This window comes from Pseudomonas sp. SGAir0191 (genome assembly GCF_002812565.2).
Classification (GTDB): Bacteria; Pseudomonadota; Gammaproteobacteria; order Pseudomonadales; family Pseudomonadaceae; genus Aquipseudomonas; species Aquipseudomonas parafulva_B.
This window is the reverse complement of sequence record NZ_CP025035.2, coordinates 4,848,800-4,865,642: the sequence shown is the minus strand read 5'-3', so window position 1 is coordinate 4,865,642 and position 16,843 is coordinate 4,848,800. Positions and strand designations below refer to the sequence as shown.

Here is a 16,843-nt window from a genome sequence, read left to right as displayed (position 1 = left end):
GAGCCAGGACGGCGGTGGGGGTACCAGTGTGCTTCTGATCATTTCCACCTAAGTAGCGCCTGGAAATGGATCCAATAGCTTTGCGCAGCGGCCTTCTTTGGCTTAGTGTTGTTCAAGCAAACCACCGATGCCATGGGATGGCACCGCTTCGACCTTGAAATGGACTTGAGGTATTGCGCTGTGCAAACGCTCACCCACACCCGTGAGGTTATTCGCGAACTGGTTCAGACCAATGCGTTCGTCGAGCTCAACCGCTATTTCGATTCCCTGGAGGCCCGCTGGCACCAAGCCCCTCCGGGTGAGTTCCCAGCTTACCTCTCAGCTGTCGAGCGCCATCTGCTGATCGACCCGGACCAGGGGGACAGGGCGCTGAGCCAGGTCCTTCGGGCCTGGATCGATGCCTGCCCCAGGGCCTATCACCCGCAGGTCGTCATGGGCTTCTATTGCCTCAACCGTGCCTGCCAGGTGGACCAGGGCGGCGCCCGCACACCGGCACGCTGGCTGGCGATAGAGCAAATGTGCGAAACCGCCACTGCCCATTTACTCAAAGCCCTGGCCCGTTCGGAGCGACCGGTTGCGGCCGCCATAGGCTTGCAGTTGCTCAGTGCCAGGTTCCGCGAGCCGGGCTGGCTGATGGAGCTGTTCAATGAACAGCCTGCCCGCTTCAGGCCCAGTGCACGTGCGGATGTAGAGGTGCAGGAGGCTGCGGCGCCGTATTTGGTCAGGCATGGGGTGATGCCCTTGGCCGAGCTGCCTCGGATGTTGCCCGATGGGCTCGCGCCGCGCACCGAGCGCCAGGAACCGCAGGCCTATTGGCTGAGCCAGGCATTGGCCGCACGGCCGGGCTGCTTCGAGGCGATCAAGGCCCATGCGTTGTATCTGTTGCAGGACCGGCGTGGGCAAGTCGAGTCCGTCGAGCGGTTGGTCAACATGCCGTCCTGCCGTGGCTGGAGCGAGCCGTTGCGCAATGCGCTGCGATGGATGGCCGTCGAGGCACGCTTGAAGCTCCCCAGTACCGAGCGCCCAAGCGCCGTGGCCAAGTACCAGCAGTTGTTCGACGACTGGGCTGTGCGTCCCCTACGGCCCAGGGAGACTGCCGTAATGCTGGCATGGCGCGGTGCATTGCAGGCGAGCGTTTTACGCGATCACAACCAGGCACTGGCCGATTTTACCCAGACTCTTGCGTGCCCTGCCGACTTGGGCGGCATTCAGGCACTGGGGCCGCCGCTTCGACATTTGATCATCACGGCTTTGACGAGCACGCCCGCGCACGAGCAGGCGTTGCTCAATACCGCGATCCTTCGCCTGAGCGATGGCCGCTCCCACGCCGCTGCCTGCGCGCTGCAGGCCGCGGGTCATCACTTTGGCTTGTGGGGCCTGGCGCGCAGCGGCGATCAAGCCAAGCGCTGGCTGGCGATTGCGATCAAGCGCCAGCGGGCGGGCCAGGCGCCGGGCCTGAAAATCCTGGAACTGGCCCGCTTGCTCTGGTCCTACGGTCGGCATGAGGTCGCCTACTTTTTGCTTCAGGGCGGCGCCGAGCAAGCCCTGTCAGGTGCGGCGTTGAGCCTGTTTGAACTGCACCAGGGCGAGTGGAACGATACCCCTGGGCGATACCTGGACCGTGAAGTGGCTGAGCAATGGTTGCTGCGCGCCGTCCAGATGGGCAGTCGCCAGGCCAAATACCGGTTAGCCTGCCAGCAGATGCAAGGGGGGACGAACCTTGGTGATCGAGACAAGATGCTCGAGGTCAGGTGCCTGTTGATAGACGCCCTAGGCAATGCTCAGACCAATGCCTCTGCACGGTTGCACCTGGGCATATTGCTGCGCCAGTTTGGCCAGCCGCGTGAGCGAGCCGAGGCGGTCGCTTACTTGCTCAGCCTGGTGGAACACCCGGACAGCGCTATTGCGGCGCGTGCCAGTGCCGAGTTGGGGCTTGCCTGGATGCAAGGGCAAGGTACACGCAGGCAAAGCCGCTACGCAGCCATCGAGTGGGTGACCCATGCGGCGAGCCTGCGACCTGGCGACACTGCCATCGAAGACATTCACGCCGAAGTCCTCAATTCGCATAACAGGGTACGCACGCTGTTCACGCAATACGGTGCTGCATTGTTCCGGGGCACTCTACGCCCCAGCGAACTGCCGCCCAAACCTGGCCTGGATCGACCGGCCCGCAGGCTTGAAGCGCGCTGAAACCTGATAAGAGGTTAATTCACTCAGCCTGGGTGTCAGCGTTTAGCTTCCAGGCGCGCTTCGAGTTCGGCGACTTGTTTTTCCAGCGCCTCCAGGCGAGTCCGGGTGCGTGCCAGCACCACCATCTGACTGTCGAATTCCTCTCGGCTGACCACGTCGAGCTTGCTCAAAGCGCCCTGCATCAGGGCCTTGAACTGGCTTTCCAGCTCGGCCCGAGGCTGGGTGTTGTCGCTGCTGAACAGGCGCGAGGCCTGGTCGTTCAGGGCATCGAGAAGGGCTTTGGGCGCGAGCATGAAGGTGTCCACCGGTGTCGGGAAATGGCGGCCAGTGTACCACGCACGCCGATGCCTCCAATGACCAGGCGGCGTTGCACATTTTTCGCGCAACGGCAGTGTCGGCCTCGCACCGTATGAGTGCACAGGCTGCGTAGTGGCGATGGGCCAAAGCCGTGCAATGTGACCAAAGGTCTGATTTTGCTGGCTTTCACAGACCTGGCAAGGTTTCTGCAAAGTGCTAAGCGAGCCATGCACTGATGCAGTTCCTTGTGACCAGGCAGTGCGCATGCCGACGACGCGTTACAAAAGGCAACCGCTGCGCTTAGACTTGAGACGGGTTTGTTTTCCTGGGGCAAGTCCACCAAATCGGGAGAGAGTTTCATGAAGCTAGTCACAGCCATCATCAAGCCGTTCAAGCTGGACGACGTGCGCGAGTCACTGTCGGAAATCGGCGTGCAGGGCATCACCGTCACCGAAGTCAAAGGCTTCGGGCGTCAAAAGGGTCACACCGAACTGTATCGCGGTGCCGAATACGTGGTCGATTTCCTGCCCAAGGTGAAGATCGATGTTGCCATCGATGACAAAGACCTGGATCGGGTAATCGAGGCCATCACCAAGGCTGCCAACACCGGCAAGATCGGTGACGGCAAGATCTTCGTGGTGAATCTGGAGCAGGCGATCCGCATCCGTACCGGCGAGACCGATACCGACGCGATCTAAGCAGCAACACAAGCCTCACCAAACCCAACGCCCCAGGAGAAAACAATATGACTCTGCGTAAGATCGCAGGGCTAGGAGCCCTATTGTCCTTCGTCATGCCAGGGCTTGCCCTAGCAGAGGAGGCCGCGCCAGCACTCAACTCCGGCGACACCGCCTGGATGCTCACCGCCACGGCGCTCGTGCTGTTCATGACCATCCCAGGCCTGGCGCTGTTCTATGGCGGCATGGTGCGCTCGAAAAACGTGTTGTCGGTGATGATGCAGTGCTTCGCCATCACTGGCTTGATGAGCATTCTCTGGGTCGTCTACGGGTACAGCATGGCCTTCGATACCACCGGTATGGAGAAGGGCGTTCTCAACTTCAATTCCTTCGTCGGCGGCTTTTCCAAGGCATTTCTCAGCGGCGTGACGCCTGACAGCCTGACCTCGGCCACGGCGCTGTTCCCCGAAGCGGTGTTCATCACCTTCCAGATGACATTCGCCATCATCACACCGGCCTTGATCGTGGGCGCCTTCGCCGAGCGCATGAAGTTTTCGGCCATGCTGGTGTTCATGGGCATCTGGTTCACCCTCGTCTATGCGCCGATCGCCCATATGGTGTGGAGCGGTGACGGTGCCCTGATGTGGGACTGGGGCGTGCTGGACTTCGCGGGTGGCACCGTCGTGCACATCAATGCCGGTATCGCAGGCCTGGTCTGCTGCCTGGTGCTGGGCAAGCGCAAAGGCTACCCGACCACACCCATGGCACCGCACAACCTGGGCTACACGCTGATGGGCGCGGCCATGCTGTGGATCGGCTGGTTCGGTTTCAACGCGGGTTCGGCGGCTGCGGCCAACGGCACTGCAGGCATGGCCATGCTGGTCACCCAGATCGCCACGGCTGCTGCGGCGTTGGGCTGGATGTTCGCCGAATGGATCGGTCACGGTAAGCCCAGTGCGCTGGGTATCGCATCGGGCGTGGTCGCCGGCCTGGTCGCCATTACGCCGGCAGCGGGCACGGTGGGGCCGATGGGCGCCCTGGTCATCGGCCTGGCATCGGGCGTGATCTGCTACTTCTGCGCCACCAGCCTCAAGCGCAAGCTCGGCTACGACGACTCCCTGGATGCATTTGGCGTACACGGCATCGGCGGTATTGTCGGCGCCATTCTGACCGGTGTGTTCGCAGCCCCGGCGCTGGGCGGCTTCGGCGCGGTCACCGATATCGGCATGCAGGTCTGGGTGCAGGCCAAGGGCGTGATTTTCACCGTGGCCTACACCGCCATCGTCACCTACATCATCCTCAAGGTCCTGGACCTGGTGATGGGGCTTCGGGTCAACGAAGAAGAAGAAGCCGTTGGTCTGGATCTGGCGCAGCACAACGAACGCGGCTACAACCTGTAACAACGAAGCTGCAGAAATGTGCCCGGCTTGCCGGGCATTTTTTCGTCTTGTGGTTGGGGTCGGCCTGGGCAGGCGTCCGGGGCATGGGCTGGCATGTGGCTCACCTGCTGCCTTTTTTAATCATTTGCCCAGTATTTTCAGGCGCGCAAACGGTTTATCCCGCCTGTTTGTGACACGGGTACAAAACTTACAAAAGTTGGGGCATTCATGGCGCTTTGCTTTTTCTGCGAGCGCGCTAGAATGCGCGCCGAAGGGTGTTGGATCATGCATTCATCACCCCTGCCAGCCTTTGCCAGGCTTGCTAAAAAAGCGCGTGGCCCAGCAGGAGCCACAGGTTTTGTGCGGCACTGCCACGTGCAGGCCCACCAGGGTACAGCCGTCCGTCAGATGTGTTGCCCCAAAGGCCGAGGTCGAACCCACGGCCAGTTGAATTTTCACCAAGAGCTGCCGGTCTACGGCTGCACTGGTCTATAACTAACCTGCTTTTGCACGTCATGAGGTAGAACATGAGCGACGACGATCTGGAAAATGATGACCTCGAGGTCGGTGATGAAGACGAGGCTGACGACGGCCTGGAAGCGGCTGCCGATGATGTTGCAGAAGACGCTGGCGACGACGACAGCAGTCCTGCACCCGCTGCCAAGGGCAAATCCAAGGCGGCTGTCTCGGTAGACGAGATGCCCAGCCTGGAAGCCAAGCAAAAGGAGCGCGATGCCCTGGCCAAGGCCATGGAAGAGTTCCTGTCGCGTGGTGGCAAGGTTCAGGAAGTCGAGGCCAACGTGGTCGCCGACCCACCCAAGAAGCCGGACAACAAATACGGCAGTCGCCCTATCTAAGCGATGCCCTCGAAAAACCCGCCGTCGCTGCTAATGCTGTTCACTTAAGCGTGTTGGGGCCGTTTCACGGCCCATCGCGGCCGGTCCGGCGCCCCGGCAAGGCCGCTCCCACATTGCCTGCGTGACGCATGAGTTAGCGGGCTCACTGGGCAATGTGGGAGCGGCCTTGTGCCGCGATGGGGCGCGAAGCGGCCCTGAATGAACAGCATTACGCCGTCGCTGCGGGTTTTTTTATGCCTGGCTTGCGCGGGGAGGAGTTGTCGGCGAGGTCATTGCCAGCGGGCAAGCACTTCGTGCAGGTGTGACAGGCGCTGAATTTCGGCATCCGGCGCTTGTTCACCGGCCCACGCCTTGGCCTGGGGGTTGAACCAGACAGCGCGCAGCCCGGCGCGCTGGGCACCGGCAATGTCATCGCGAGGATGATCGCCGACGTGCACCGCTTCGCTGGCAGGCACGGCGCTGCGCCGCAGGGCCTCTTCAAACGGGGCAGGGTCGGGCTTGCCGATACCCAGGTCCTCTGCGCACAAGGCGAAGCGGAAATAGTCGGCCAGCCCCAGCCGGCTGACATCGGCATTGCCATTGGTGATGACGCCCAGGGCGTAATGCTGGCTCAGCAATTCCAGCATCGGCTGGACTTCCGGGAAAATCTCGACCTTGTGCCTGGCCTGCAAGAACACCTCGAACCCCTGTTCGGCCAATTGTTGCGCCTGCGTCTGGCCATAGCCGACCTCTTCGAGGGCGCAGGTCAGCACGCGGCGACGTAAGGCGCTGATGCGGTGCTTGAGCTCGGGTTCTGCCAGGGCGATCCGTTCACGGATGGCGAACAGATGTTCGACAGGCACGTCGCCCAGCAACGGGGCATTGGTTTGAAGCCAGTCGCGCAGCACAACCTCGGCACTGGCAATGACCGGCGCTGTGTCCCACAGAGTATCGTCGAGGTCGAAGGTGATCAGCTTGATGTTCATCAGTTGGTGCCTTTGCTGCGTTTGGCCCTGGGATGGGCGCTGTCGTACACCGTTGCCAGGTGCTGGAAATCCAGGTGCGTATAGATTTGCGTCGTGCCGATGTCGGCGTGTCCGAGCATTTCCTGTACAGCGCGCAAGTCCTGGGACGATTCCAGCACGTGGCTGGCGAAGGAATGGCGAAGCATGTGCGGATGCAAGTGCTGGCCCAGCTCGCGTTCTCCGGCCACCCTGACCCGCTGTTGCACGGCGCGTGGGCTGATGCGATTGCCTTGCCGAGTGATGAATACGGCGCGATCCCTGGGGTTGCCGGCGCCGCGCACGCGGTACCACGCCTGCAGCGCCTCCCGCGCCTTGCGCCCTACCGGCAGCACGCGGGCTTTGCCGCCTTTGCCCAGCACCTGTACCAGGCCACCGGCCAGGTCGACATGTTCGAGGTCAAGGTTGGTCAGCTCCGAAAGGCGCAGGCCTGAGGAGTAGAACAATTCGAGGATGGCTTGATCGCGCAGGGCAATGAAATCATCGTCCACGCCGCCATCGAGCAGTTGCAAGGCACGGTCGGTGTCGAGCACTTTAGGCAATCGACGCTCCCCCTTGGGAGCGCTCAGGCCATTGGCAGGATCGTGCTGGCAGATCTTTTCGCGGTTGAGGTAACGGTACAGCCCTCGCACCGCCGATAGCAGCCTGGACAGACTGCGCGAAGACTGGCCCTGGTGATGCTGGCGCGCGATCAACTGGCGCAGGTGCTGAATCTGCAAGGCTTGCCAGCCCCCGATAGCCTGCTCGCTGCAGTAGGCCATGACCTTCTCCAGGTCCCGACGGTAGCCCACAAGCGTGTGCTCGGAAACCTGGCGCTCATTGCGCAGGTGTGCGCAGTAAGCCTCCAGCTGGCGCTCCATCAGCGCACCGGGCGCAGGCTTTGGCTGACGCGGGGGACCACACGGCCCAGCACCTCGGCGATATAGCTCAGGAACAGCGTGCCGACACTGCTCTTGTAATGCTGCGGGTCGCGGCTACCAATGGCCAGCACACCATGCAGCCCCTGGTGCTCCAGGGTCGCCACTGCGCTGGAGCCTACGTCGCGGCGTTGCTCCTCACCGAACAGAAAAGCCAGCTCGTGGTCACGCAGGCTGCCGCTGACGGTCTTGCCGCTACCGAGCAGCGGGCCGATCGCTTGCTGGGCTTCGGCGTTGCTGACCCAGCGCCCCACGGGCGCCACGTTGTCGCCAAACAGGATCAGGCTGACGAAAGGCACCTGGAACTCCTGACGCAGGCTGTCTTCGACGACCATCACCACGTCTTCCAACGTGGTGGCGTCGAGCAAGTCCAGGATCAGGCGTCTGGTCTTGTCGAACAACCGATCGTTGTCACGGGCCACGTCCATCAACTGCGAAAGGCGGTGGCGCATCTCGATGTTGCGGTCGCGCAGCAACTTGAGCTGGCGCTCGACCAGGGAAACACTGTCACCGCGCTGATGTGGAATGTGCTGCTCGACCAGCAGCTCATCATGCTCGGTGAAGAAGGTCGGATGAGCACGCAGGTAAGCGACCACCGCTTCGGCATCGAGCTCAGCGGCCTGCTGGGGTATATCCTTGGGGTGATCGGTCATGACGGTTACTCGCTTAAAATCGAACCTGTCCTTCGTAGACGCGTACGGCTGGGCCGGTCATCACCACCGGCTTGCCTGGCCCGGCCCACTCGATATGCAAGCGCCCGCCCGGCAGGTCAAGGGAGACGGGCGAGTCCATCCAGCCCTGGCTGATGGCAGCCACGGCAGCTGCACAGGCCCCGGTACCACACGCCTGGGTCTCCCCAGCACCGCGTTCCCACACGCGCAAGTTGGCGCGGTGGCGGTCAATGACCTGCAGGAAGCCGGCATTGACGCGCTGGGGGAAGCGCGGGTGGTTTTCGATCTTCGGCCCCAGCTGATGCACAGGGGCACTGACCACATCGTCCACGCGCAGTACGGCGTGAGGGTTGCCCATGGACACCGCGGCAATCGAATGCACCTTACCGTCCACCTCCAGCGGGTAGCTCACCGACTGCGCGTCGGCGACGAACGGGATATCGGCAGGGACGAAGCGTGGCGGGCCCATGTCGACACTGACCTGGCCGTCGTTCTGCACGTCCAGCACGATGATGCCGCCCTTGGTTTCCACACGTATGCGCTTCTTGGCGGTCAGGCGCTTGTCGAGCACGAACCGCGCAAAGCAGCGTGCACCATTGCCACACTGTTCAACTTCGGAACCGTCGGCATTGAAGATACGGTAGCGGAAATCGACTTCCGGGTTGTTTGGCGCCTCGACGATCAGCAACTGGTCGAAGCCGATGCCCGTGTGGCGATCGCCCCACTGCTTGGCGTGCTTGGGCTGGATGTGGGCATGCTGGCTTACCAGGTCCAGGACCATGAAGTCGTTGCCCAGCCCATGCATCTTGGTAAAACGCAGCAGCATGGGCTTACTCCGGCAGCAGGCTTTCGCCAGCGTACAATTCGGCGATGGTTTCGCGGCGGCGTACTTCGAAAGCCTGGTCGCCGTCGACCAGTATTTCCGCGCAACGGCCACGGGTGTTGTAGTTGGAGCTCATCACGAAACCATAGGCGCCCGCTGACTGAACAGCCAGCAGGTCACCTTCGGCAAGGTTCAGAACTCGGTCCTTGCCCAGGAAATCGCCGGTTTCGCAGATCGGACCGACCAGGTCATACGGACGACCTTCGCCCTCACGCGGCTTGACTGCACAGATGCCCATCCAGGCCTGGTACAGGGCTGGGCGGATCAAGTCGTTCATGGCCGCATCGATGATGGCGAAGTCCTTGTGTTCGGTGTGCTTGAGGTACTCCACACGGGTCAGCAGCACGCCAGCGTTGGCCACGATATAGCGCCCCGGCTCGAACACCAGTGCCAGGTCCCGATCGCCCAGGCGCGCGCGAATGGCCTGGATGTAATCGGCTACCAGCGGTGGTTCTTCGTCGCGGTAGCGCACGCCGACCCCGCCGCCCAGGTCCAGGTGGCGCAGGTGGATGCCGCACTCTGCCAGGCGGTCGACCAGTACCAGCAAGCGGTCCAGCGCATCGAGGAAGGGCTCCACGGTGGTCAGCTGCGAACCGATATGGCAATCGACCCCGACTACATCCAGGTTGGGCAACTGAGCGGCCCGCACGTAGATGGCCTCTGCATCGGCGATGGCGATGCCGAACTTGTTTTCCTTGAGCCCGGTGGAAATGTACGGGTGGGTACCTGCATCCACGTCCGGGTTGACCCGCAGCGAGACGGGCGCGACCTTGCCCATTTCGGCGGCCACCTGCTGCAAGCGCTCCAGCTCGTCGGTGGACTCGACGTTGAAGCAATGCACGCCCACTTCAAGCGCACGACGCATGTCTTCGCGGGTTTTGCCCACGCCGGAAAACACCACGCGGTCGGCGCGCCCGCCAGCAGCCAACACGCGCTCGAGTTCGCCACCTGAAACGATGTCGAAGCCTGCACCCATGCGCGCCAGTACATTGAGCACGCCCAGGTTCGAGTTGGCTTTGACGGCGAAGCAGACCAGGTGTTCACACCCTTGCAATGCGTCGGTGTAGCTGCGGTACTGGGCCTCGATGTGGGCACGCGAATACACGTAGGTGGGGGTACCGTGCCGCTCGGCGATCGCCGACAGGGACACCCCTTCCGCGAACAGTTCACCGTCGCGGTAATTGAAGACGTTCATCCGATTCCCTTATTGCTCAGGCGACTGCTCAGGCTCGGACTGCAGCGTGTCTTGCTGCTCCTGGGTCTGTGCTGACTTGGCTTTGGTCTGGTGCTGGTGCGCCGAGTGGGCGTCTTTGCGGTCCTTGCCGTCATCGGGCAGGTACAGCGGGCCTTTCTGGCCGCATGCAGAAACGAGGCAGGCAACAGCGACCAGCGCCGCGAGGGAGGAAATCAGGCGCTTCATGGATGAAATCCTTAGAAAAATGCAGTATTGAGCCCGAGTATACCGAGCGACCGGCGGCTTGCCTATGCAAGTACCGGCCCGCCGGGCAGGCTATCCTTGGTGCCGACCTGCACCTGTTTGCCGTCAGGGCTGCATTGCTAGCGAAGTGGCCTGCAAGGACCCTGGCTAAACCTTTGCATTCATCGGCCAGCGCCCGTATCGTGCCCGGCTTGCCTGTCACGCCGCCAATTTCGAGGTTCCTGCAATGAGTTTGAGTGAAGCGCGTTTCCATGATCTGGTCGACGCTACCCAGCAGGCGCTGGAAGACCTGTTCGACGAAAGCGGGCTGGACCTGGACATGGAGAACTCCGCTGGAGTGCTTACCGTCAAGTTCGAAGGTGGAGCCCAGCTGATCTTCAGCCGCCAGGAGCCTTTGCGCCAGCTGTGGCTGGCCGATCGGTCAGGCGGCTTCCACTTCGACTATGACGAAGAAAGTGGCAAGTGGGTGTGCGAGAAGAGCGAAGAGCTGCTAGGTGAAATGCTTGAGCGCATCGTGTGGGAGCGAGCCGGCGAAAAGCTGGATTTCGACGACATCTGACATGAGCAATGCACCCGTTCGGCCCCCCAAGCCGCTTTACAGCAACGTCAGCCCAGCGGTGCCATCGCCGTGCATCAGCATCTGCCGCCTTGACGAGCAGCGCGTGTGCACCGGCTGTCATCGGCATGTGGAACATATCCGCGAATGGCGCTCTGCCGATGACGAGCGCCGTCGGCAGATCTGCCGTGAGGCCACTGCGCTTCGCGACCGTAAGGCACACTGATAGCAAGGGCTTGAGTATTTGCCCCGCTGTGGTAGTGTCGGGGCTTGCGTCGATGACGCCAAAGCATTCGAAAACCCCGCCTTTGGGCGTAATGCTGGTCACTTAGGGCTGCTGCGCAGCCCATCGCGGCACGAGGCCGCTCCTACAAAAGTCCCGTGAACCTGTCACGCGCACACTGTAGGAGCGGCCTTGTGCCGCGATGGGCTGCACAGCAGCCCCAACAATCTCAAGTGAACAGCACTACGCGCTCAGGGCGGGGTTTCGCTTTATCTGTGCATCGAAAAACTGCCTGTTCAAAGGAGTCTGACTGGATCATGAGCACAAAGCCTTCCCTTATCCTCACCCGTTTGGATGTACAACGTCTGGAGCGTCTGCTCGATAGCCTCGACGAAAGTACCCCTGGCGTGCTCGCGCTCAGCGGCGAGCTCGACCGTGCCGAGCAGGTGGTAGGTCATGATGAGGTACCGGCAGGTGTGGTGACCATGAATTCGCGCGTGCATTGCCGCGAGCAAGCCAGTGGCAAGGACTACCACCTGACCTTGGTCTACCCCAAGGATGCCGGGCAAGACGGCAAGGTCTCGGTCCTGGCGCCCATCGGCTGTGCCTTGCTCGGGTTGTCGGTGGGTGAGCAGATCGACTGGCCGGCGCCAGGGGGCAAGACCCTCAAGCTGGAGTTGCTGGAAGTCGAGTACCAGCCGGAAGCGGCGGGCAATTTCGACCTTTAGTGCTTGCAACGCGCCGCTGGCGCGACCAGTGCCTAGGCCTGGCCAGCCAGCACCTGCCGTAGCCCCTCATTTAAGGCCTGCTCAAGTGTCCGTTTGTAGTTCAGGTAGACCTGCGTCGTGGCCTGGCGGCCATCGGGCAACCCGGAAACATCCAGGTCGGTGATGTAGCACCGATACTGGCCCGCATTTCGTCGTTGGGCAATGATTTCCCGGGCCACCACGCCATAAAGGCTCGGCCCATGGTCGAGCTCGGAGAACTCCTGCTCTTCGCAGAACAAGGTCACGTGCGTGGCACCGTCGGCGTCGGCGTGAAGCATGGCCTGGACGTCGTAGTAGGGCTGCGCGTTCCCCGCATCCGGTGCCGCCCGCTGCTCCAGGCCCCGTGCCCTGCCTGATCCAGACCCGAGCAGCTGCGCGTACACGATGTCCAGGCGTGCTGCTTGCCTTGCACCATAAGGCAACTGCGCCTCGCGTCGTCGCAAGACCGATGCCAGAAAGCGTTGCAGCGGCAGCAGAAGATGAGGTTCGTCCTGCAACGGCACGCGCTCGTGCCACAAGGCGTTGCATTCATCCAGCACGTAGAGCTCGGCCCAGTTGTCGAATAGTCGATAGAAGACCTGAACGCAGTCGCGGCGGGCTTGCTCGAGCACAAGGCCTACATCGGTGTCCGCCAGGGAATTGGCATCCAGATGCACAGGGCTGTAGGTGCTGCGCGCCTGGCCCAGGAACGCGAGTAGCGCATCATGATCGTCCAGGCTTGTGAGGACGACCTTGCCCCCAAGCCACTCCAGCACATGAACCTGGTGCGCCACTTGCACCAGGTAACGGCCAGGGGCCTCCTGTGCCTGCAACTGCCGCGCGGTCTGGAAAAGCTCGGCGACACGCTGACTGATGGCCTGCGCCCGATGCTGGGCAAAGCAGTGCGCCCGCACGTTGGGCCAGCCGCTTGCCTGTTTCGGCAGGTTGATGAAGTCGCGCAGGCATCGCATCAGCGCGTGCTCGCCGTCGTAGCGATGTACCAGCACCTCGTTCCAGGAGCTGATCGTGACCTGGTCCACCGTCAATACCAGGTTTTCCCGCAGGCCACCGTAGCTGAGCGAGTCGGTACGTTCAGTGGTCAGCAGGATATCCAGTTCACGGTGGTGGGGCAGGGGGTCGATGCCCACGTTGATCAGCAGCAGCACATCGTCGGCAGCGCTTGGCTGCAATAGCCTCACCTCGCTGACGGCCAGCAGCGGCAACACGATGAGCTGCTGCAGGCTCGCGAGCAGGCCCTGCAATTCAGGCTCTTTCAGATCGCTGATACCCGGATGAAGCGCCAGTCGTGTGTGGCTGTCTATCACGCCATTGCAATGGGCCCAGACCAACAGTTCCACAAGGTGCCAGCAGCGCTTGATCGGGTTGGCGAGTTCCATCTCATGGCCATGCAGGTTACCGCTGTAGAGTGCCCAGGGGTGGCTGCCTGGCGCTCTGCGGCTGGGTGATTGGGCCAACGTCACGGTTTGTTCGGCCAGGTCGCAAGCACGGTCGCCCTGGAGGATTTCCACCTTGTCTGCACGGCGTTCGAATGCCGCTTGCAGACGCCGCCCCAACAGGCTGAGCTCGCGCAGGTCAGCGCGACTGGTCGCGTCGTGAGCGCGTGCGAACTGCACCAGAAACCGGTAGCTGCGGCTGAGCTCGGCCACCCGTTCGCGGCGCTCCAGGGTAACCTGGTGCACCCCCCAGCCAGGGCGACCATCGAGCATGGCCAGCTGCGCGCCTCCCCATCCCCATGCGTCGGTCAGGCTGCGCAGCAGGCGGCGTTGCCAGCCCTCGGCGCGCCCCTGTTCGCTGAGCTTGCCGTTCACTTTCAGGTACAGGCTGCGCCGCACCAGTTCCAACCGAGCCAGCTCACCGCGCTGTATCAGGTAGCGCTCGATCCGTCGGTAGACCATGACGTAAGGATCGAGACGGTCAAGGTCGAGCTGATTGGCGAACACCGCTTGCTTGTAGTCAAGGCTCAGGCACCGCACGGTGGGGTATTCGCTGGCATAGGCTTCGGCCAGCAGCAACTTGAGCAAGGACTTGTGAGGGGCATCGATACCTTTGAACAGCTGCCAAAGCCCGGCGCCAATGAATTCGTGGCCTGGGATCTGCGCCAGGTGGCCCAGATCGAGCGCTTCCCCAGGGCGTACGAAACGCTTTGCCAGCAGGGCCTGGGCGTAGGCCGGGTAAGCGCACTCCTGATCGGGCGGCACCAACCACCACAGCGGCGTCCGTCCTGCCAACCAGAGGGCCGTGCGGTAGAACTCGTCTAGCAGAAGATAATGCTGCGTGGTGCCGCAATCGTCGGTGCCGAGTTGGCCTGTGCGCTGGCCTTGAGCGAACGCCTGGGTGTCAATCAGGAAGAAATGCGTATCGGCGCCCTGGCTCGCGGCCCAGGTCTCCAGCAACTGGCATTTACGCTGCAGTGACTCCAACGCTTCGTGTTCCAGGTCGCTGGTATGGCATACCCACACATCGATGTCGCTGTCCTCAGCCTGGGCAAGCGTGCCCAGGCTGCCGATTAGAAACAGCCCGTCGATGGAACGTGCAGAGGTCTTGTCGCGGGCTTTGTAGTTGAAGGCGCGTGCCAGGCGCTGGGCTTCGAATACCTGGTCGCCGCTTGGCTCGAAGTCGCAGATCCCTGCCGGCGTCATCGACGAAACATAGCCGGGCAATAACGGATGGTTCACATGGAACAGCACTGGCAGCACGGTCAGCACCTGCTGCTGGCGGGGGGGCAAACCGGCCATTGCCCGCTGCAGGCGGCCTGCGTTGATCTGTAGGTAGCGCCCGCGCAAGGTGGCCAGCAGCTTACGGTCGATCCCGTTGTCCAGGTCCAGTTGGATCTCGTCGGGACAATTCATTTTGCGCTCATCAGTCCGCTGAAGCTGGGGCGAGTGTAGCCTGAACGATACGGCCCACGCAGGCTCATTGAGTACTGAGGCCATTTGCGCGAGTTCCTGCAACCTGTGGGGTAGTGCATCATGGCTGGCTCAATGACAACGTGAGGTAAATCATGCGTGTTTGGATCGATGCCGACGCGTGTCCGAAGGCCGCCAGGGACCTGATCGTCAAGTTCGCCCTCAAGCGCAAGTTCGAAGTGGTCATGGTCGCGGGGCAGGCGGTGGCCAAGCCAGCATTCGGCATCGTGCAACTGATCGTGGTACCCAGTGGCATGGATGCGGCCGACGATTATCTCGTCGAGCATGCCGTGCCGGGTGAGTTGGTCGTCTGCAGCGACGTGCCGCTGGCCGACCGGCTAGTGAAGAAAGGCGTAGCGGCGCTGGACCCGCGCGGGCGCGAGTTCGACGAGCGCAACATGGGCGAGCGCCTGGCTACGCGCAACCTGTTCACCGAACTGCGTGAACAGGGCCAGTCGGGCGGCGGGCAGGGACCCTATGGGGATCGCGACAAACAGGCGTTTGCCAATGCGCTGGACCGGATTATCACTCGGCTATCGGTGCGTTGATATCCAGTAGAGCGTCAACCGCCCGGTCAGGCGCTCCAGCCGGGCAAGCGGAGCTTACTCGTGGGTCAGCTCCAGCACGCGATCAACCAGCTTGTAGATCCCGCCAGCGGCTTCGCTGATGGTCTTTGCCGACATGTAGGCGGGAGTGGTCACCAGTTTGCGCTGCGGGTCCTCGACGATGTCGTGCACGTCGCATTCTTCGTGGGTGCCGCCCATCTTGACGACGGCCTCAGCGGTATTGGCGTCGTTACCGATGGTGCAGACCACGCCAGGGCCATAGATCTTGGCAGCCAGTGCAGGCGAGATACAGATCAGGCCAACTGGCTTGCAGGCAGCGGCGAACGCCTCGGCCAACGCCAGGACATCCGGATTGACGGTGCAGTCTGCGCCGTTTACGGCAAAGTCCGAGAGGTTCTTGGCTGCGCCAAAGCCGCCCGGAACGATCAACGCGTCGAATTCCTCGACGCGCGCCTCACGGATGTCTTTCACACCGCCACGCGCAATACGGGCAGATTCCACCAGCACGTTGCGCGACTCGGGCATCTCGTTGCCGGTCAGGTGGTCGATGACATGCATCTGCGCGATGTTCGGTGCAAAGCACTGCACCTGCGCGCCGCGTTGGTCCAGGCGCAGCAGGGTGATCACGCTTTCGTGAATTTCTGCACCGTCATAAACGCCACAGCCAGAAAGAATCACCGCCACTTTTTTTGTCATGCTCATTACTCCAGGTCGAAGCGCTTGATACCCGTCAGGCTGGCAGCGCGGCGCAGTGCGGGATGGTCCATGTCTGTTGGAGTGTGCCGCGGTGCAGGTGTTCAGTCCTGGGACTCGCGCGCAGCCCGGCGCTCTGCCCGCAGCGTGCGAAAGCGCCGGTGCAGCCACAGGCCTACGCCAAGCACCAGCAAGGCACCGAGTACCCACAGTTCGTAGCGCTTGATATTGCCCAGCAGGCCTTCGAGGATTGCGCCGAAATGATAGGCCGCAGCACCCAGGGCGATGGCCCAGATCGCGGCCCCGATGCCGTTGAGCAGCAGGTAGCGCCGCGGCGGATAGCCCGAGAGGCCGATTGCGACCGGCATTACCGTGCGAAGCCCGTAAACGAAGCGGAAGCTGAGCACCCAGATATCGGGATGGCGACGGATGTGGCCCAAGGCGCGGTCGCCCATTGCCTGCCAGCGGGGCTTGCGCGCCAGAATCTTGCGCCCATGGCGACGACCCATGAAATACCACAGCTGATCACCGGCATAGCTGCCCATGAATGCCACCAGGCATACCAGCTTGATGTCCATGTAATCGCGGAACGCAAGAAAGCCTGCAAGGACCAGAATGGTCTCGCCTTCGAAGAAGGTGCCTAGAAAAAGGGCAAAGTAGCCGAAATCCTGCAGGAATTGTTGGAGCATTTTCTGAGGTGCTGGCGAAATGAACGCGCAGCCTACCCCTTCGCGTGCGTTCGGGAAAGTGTCCAAATGTGTCTCGACGTGAACAGTGCCCGCCACCACAATGTCTGCAACCGTGTGCCATGGCTTGCCCTGG

At 62.2% G+C, this 16,843-nt stretch carries 18 protein-coding genes; 8 read left to right on the top strand and 10 right to left on the bottom strand.

Going from position 1 to position 16,843, the window contains the following annotated elements; genetic code table 11:
• The first annotated feature begins 180 nt into the window (after positions 1-180).
• On the top strand, positions 181-2,190 hold the full coding sequence (locus CWR53_RS21900; RefSeq protein WP_100852696.1) for a DUF4034 domain-containing protein: 2,010 nt from the start codon (positions 181-183) through the stop codon (positions 2,188-2,190).
• A gap of 35 nt (positions 2,191-2,225) precedes the next feature.
• Here CWR53_RS21900 and CWR53_RS21895 read toward each other — a convergent pair whose 3' ends face one another.
• A complete protein-coding gene (locus CWR53_RS21895; RefSeq protein WP_100852478.1) occupies positions 2,226-2,483 on the bottom strand; it encodes an accessory factor UbiK family protein in 258 nt (85 codons plus the stop codon).
• Between the two features lie 363 nt (positions 2,484-2,846).
• Here CWR53_RS21895 and glnK point away from each other — a divergent pair, with 363 nt between their 5' ends.
• The 3 genes from glnK to sutA all read left to right on the top strand — a co-directional run bounded on the left by glnK (position 2,847) and on the right by sutA (position 5,400).
• Positions 2,847-3,185, top strand: a complete 339-nt coding sequence (gene glnK, locus CWR53_RS21890) for a P-II family nitrogen regulator (protein ID WP_002555808.1) — start codon at positions 2,847-2,849, stop codon at positions 3,183-3,185.
• A gap of 47 nt (positions 3,186-3,232) precedes the next feature.
• Positions 3,233-4,564: an ammonium transporter gene (locus CWR53_RS21885; protein ID WP_058602806.1), complete on the top strand. Its 1,332-nt coding sequence runs from the start codon at positions 3,233-3,235 to the stop codon at positions 4,562-4,564.
• Between the two features lie 506 nt (positions 4,565-5,070).
• Positions 5,071-5,400: a transcriptional regulator SutA gene (sutA, locus tag CWR53_RS21880; RefSeq protein ID WP_023532471.1), complete on the top strand. Its 330-nt coding sequence runs from the start codon at positions 5,071-5,073 to the stop codon at positions 5,398-5,400.
• A 269-nt stretch (positions 5,401-5,669) separates the two neighbouring features.
• On the opposite strand, the gene CWR53_RS21875 is transcribed toward sutA, so the two are convergent.
• The 6 genes from CWR53_RS21875 to CWR53_RS21850 are packed head-to-tail and all read right to left on the bottom strand — an operon-like array spanning position 5,670 to position 10,292.
• The gene (locus tag CWR53_RS21875; RefSeq protein ID WP_100852477.1) at positions 5,670-6,365 is read right to left on the bottom strand and encodes an HAD family hydrolase; all 696 of its coding nucleotides are present in this window, start codon (positions 6,363-6,365) and stop codon (positions 5,670-5,672) included.
• Positions 6,365-7,261, bottom strand: coding sequence for a tyrosine recombinase XerC (gene xerC, locus CWR53_RS21870; RefSeq protein WP_100852476.1), 897 nt, complete (start codon positions 7,259-7,261; stop codon positions 6,365-6,367). Before xerC ends, CWR53_RS21875 begins: the two co-directional genes overlap by 1 nt.
• Entirely contained in the window at positions 7,261-7,971 is a 711-nt protein-coding gene (locus tag CWR53_RS21865; RefSeq protein ID WP_058638862.1) for a DUF484 family protein, read from the bottom strand. Before CWR53_RS21865 ends, xerC begins: the two co-directional genes overlap by 1 nt.
• A gap of 13 nt (positions 7,972-7,984) precedes the next feature.
• Positions 7,985-8,815, bottom strand: coding sequence for a diaminopimelate epimerase (gene dapF, locus CWR53_RS21860; RefSeq protein ID WP_058602810.1), 831 nt, complete (start codon positions 8,813-8,815; stop codon positions 7,985-7,987).
• 4 nt (positions 8,816-8,819) lie between these two features.
• Positions 8,820-10,067: a diaminopimelate decarboxylase gene (lysA, locus tag CWR53_RS21855; RefSeq protein ID WP_100852475.1), complete on the bottom strand. Its 1,248-nt coding sequence runs from the start codon at positions 10,065-10,067 to the stop codon at positions 8,820-8,822.
• Between the two features lie 9 nt (positions 10,068-10,076).
• Positions 10,077-10,292 carry a lipoprotein gene (locus tag CWR53_RS21850; RefSeq protein WP_033694875.1) on the bottom strand — a complete coding sequence of 72 codons (216 nt, stop codon included), beginning with the start codon at positions 10,290-10,292 and terminating at the stop codon, positions 10,077-10,079.
• 244 nt (positions 10,293-10,536) lie between these two features.
• Between CWR53_RS21850 and cyaY the strand changes: the two genes are divergently transcribed.
• The 3 genes from cyaY to rnk all read left to right on the top strand — a co-directional run bounded on the left by cyaY (position 10,537) and on the right by rnk (position 11,817).
• A complete protein-coding gene (cyaY, locus tag CWR53_RS21845; RefSeq protein WP_023532439.1) occupies positions 10,537-10,869 on the top strand; it encodes an iron donor protein CyaY in 333 nt (110 codons plus the stop codon).
• Between the two features lies 1 nt (position 10,870).
• Positions 10,871-11,092, top strand: coding sequence for a DUF1289 domain-containing protein (locus tag CWR53_RS21840; RefSeq protein WP_058602813.1), 222 nt, complete (start codon positions 10,871-10,873; stop codon positions 11,090-11,092).
• Positions 11,093-11,406: 314 nt separating this feature from the next.
• Positions 11,407-11,817: a nucleoside diphosphate kinase regulator gene (gene rnk, locus CWR53_RS21835; protein WP_058602814.1), complete on the top strand. Its 411-nt coding sequence runs from the start codon at positions 11,407-11,409 to the stop codon at positions 11,815-11,817.
• Between the two features lie 32 nt (positions 11,818-11,849).
• On the opposite strand, the gene CWR53_RS21830 is transcribed toward rnk, so the two are convergent.
• Complete coding sequence (locus CWR53_RS21830; RefSeq protein ID WP_100852695.1) at positions 11,850-14,705, bottom strand: class I adenylate cyclase; 2,856 nt, start codon at positions 14,703-14,705, stop codon at positions 11,850-11,852.
• A gap of 152 nt (positions 14,706-14,857) precedes the next feature.
• Here CWR53_RS21830 and CWR53_RS21825 point away from each other — a divergent pair, with 152 nt between their 5' ends.
• Positions 14,858-15,310: a YaiI/YqxD family protein gene (locus tag CWR53_RS21825; protein ID WP_058602816.1), complete on the top strand. Its 453-nt coding sequence runs from the start codon at positions 14,858-14,860 to the stop codon at positions 15,308-15,310.
• Positions 15,311-15,364: 54 nt separating this feature from the next.
• Here the strand turns inward: CWR53_RS21825 and elbB are convergent, their stop codons facing one another.
• Positions 15,365-16,024, bottom strand: a complete 660-nt coding sequence (gene elbB / locus CWR53_RS21820) for an isoprenoid biosynthesis glyoxalase ElbB (RefSeq protein WP_058602817.1) — start codon at positions 16,022-16,024, stop codon at positions 15,365-15,367.
• Positions 16,025-16,125: 101 nt separating this feature from the next.
• Positions 16,126-16,710, bottom strand: coding sequence for a DedA family protein (locus CWR53_RS21815; protein ID WP_023532679.1), 585 nt, complete (start codon positions 16,708-16,710; stop codon positions 16,126-16,128).
• Between the last annotated feature and the right edge of the window lie 133 nt (positions 16,711-16,843).

What these genes read in the sequence shown, in the direction of transcription:
- glnK (WP_002555808.1), top strand. Translation starts at nt 2,847, where the DNA reads ATGAAGCTAGTCACAGCCATCATCAAGCCGTTCAAGCTGGACGACGTG.
- CWR53_RS21825 (WP_058602816.1), top strand. Translation starts at nt 14,858, where the DNA reads ATGCGTGTTTGGATCGATGCCGACGCGTGTCCGAAGGCCGCCAGGGAC.
- lysA (WP_100852475.1), bottom strand. Translation starts at nt 10,067, where the DNA reads ATGAACGTCTTCAATTACCGCGACGGTGAACTGTTCGCGGAAGGGGTG.
- cyaY (WP_023532439.1), top strand. Translation starts at nt 10,537, where the DNA reads ATGAGTTTGAGTGAAGCGCGTTTCCATGATCTGGTCGACGCTACCCAG.
- CWR53_RS21865 (WP_058638862.1), bottom strand. Translation starts at nt 7,971, where the DNA reads ATGACCGATCACCCCAAGGATATACCCCAGCAGGCCGCTGAGCTCGAT.
- CWR53_RS21850 (WP_033694875.1), bottom strand. Translation starts at nt 10,292, where the DNA reads ATGAAGCGCCTGATTTCCTCCCTCGCGGCGCTGGTCGCTGTTGCCTGC.
- CWR53_RS21875 (WP_100852477.1), bottom strand. Translation starts at nt 6,365, where the DNA reads ATGAACATCAAGCTGATCACCTTCGACCTCGACGATACTCTGTGGGAC.
- xerC (WP_100852476.1), bottom strand. Translation starts at nt 7,261, where the DNA reads ATGGAGCGCCAGCTGGAGGCTTACTGCGCACACCTGCGCAATGAGCGC.
- CWR53_RS21895 (WP_100852478.1), bottom strand. Translation starts at nt 2,483, where the DNA reads ATGCTCGCGCCCAAAGCCCTTCTCGATGCCCTGAACGACCAGGCCTCG.
- CWR53_RS21830 (WP_100852695.1), bottom strand. Translation starts at nt 14,705, where the DNA reads ATGAATTGTCCCGACGAGATCCAACTGGACCTGGACAACGGGATCGAC.
- CWR53_RS21815 (WP_023532679.1), bottom strand. Translation starts at nt 16,710, where the DNA reads ATGCTCCAACAATTCCTGCAGGATTTCGGCTACTTTGCCCTTTTTCTA.
- CWR53_RS21840 (WP_058602813.1), top strand. Translation starts at nt 10,871, where the DNA reads ATGAGCAATGCACCCGTTCGGCCCCCCAAGCCGCTTTACAGCAACGTC.
- dapF (WP_058602810.1), bottom strand. Translation starts at nt 8,815, where the DNA reads ATGCTGCTGCGTTTTACCAAGATGCATGGGCTGGGCAACGACTTCATG.
- rnk (WP_058602814.1), top strand. Translation starts at nt 11,407, where the DNA reads ATGAGCACAAAGCCTTCCCTTATCCTCACCCGTTTGGATGTACAACGT.
- sutA (WP_023532471.1), top strand. Translation starts at nt 5,071, where the DNA reads ATGAGCGACGACGATCTGGAAAATGATGACCTCGAGGTCGGTGATGAA.
- elbB (WP_058602817.1), bottom strand. Translation starts at nt 16,024, where the DNA reads ATGACAAAAAAAGTGGCGGTGATTCTTTCTGGCTGTGGCGTTTATGAC.
- CWR53_RS21885 (WP_058602806.1), top strand. Translation starts at nt 3,233, where the DNA reads ATGACTCTGCGTAAGATCGCAGGGCTAGGAGCCCTATTGTCCTTCGTC.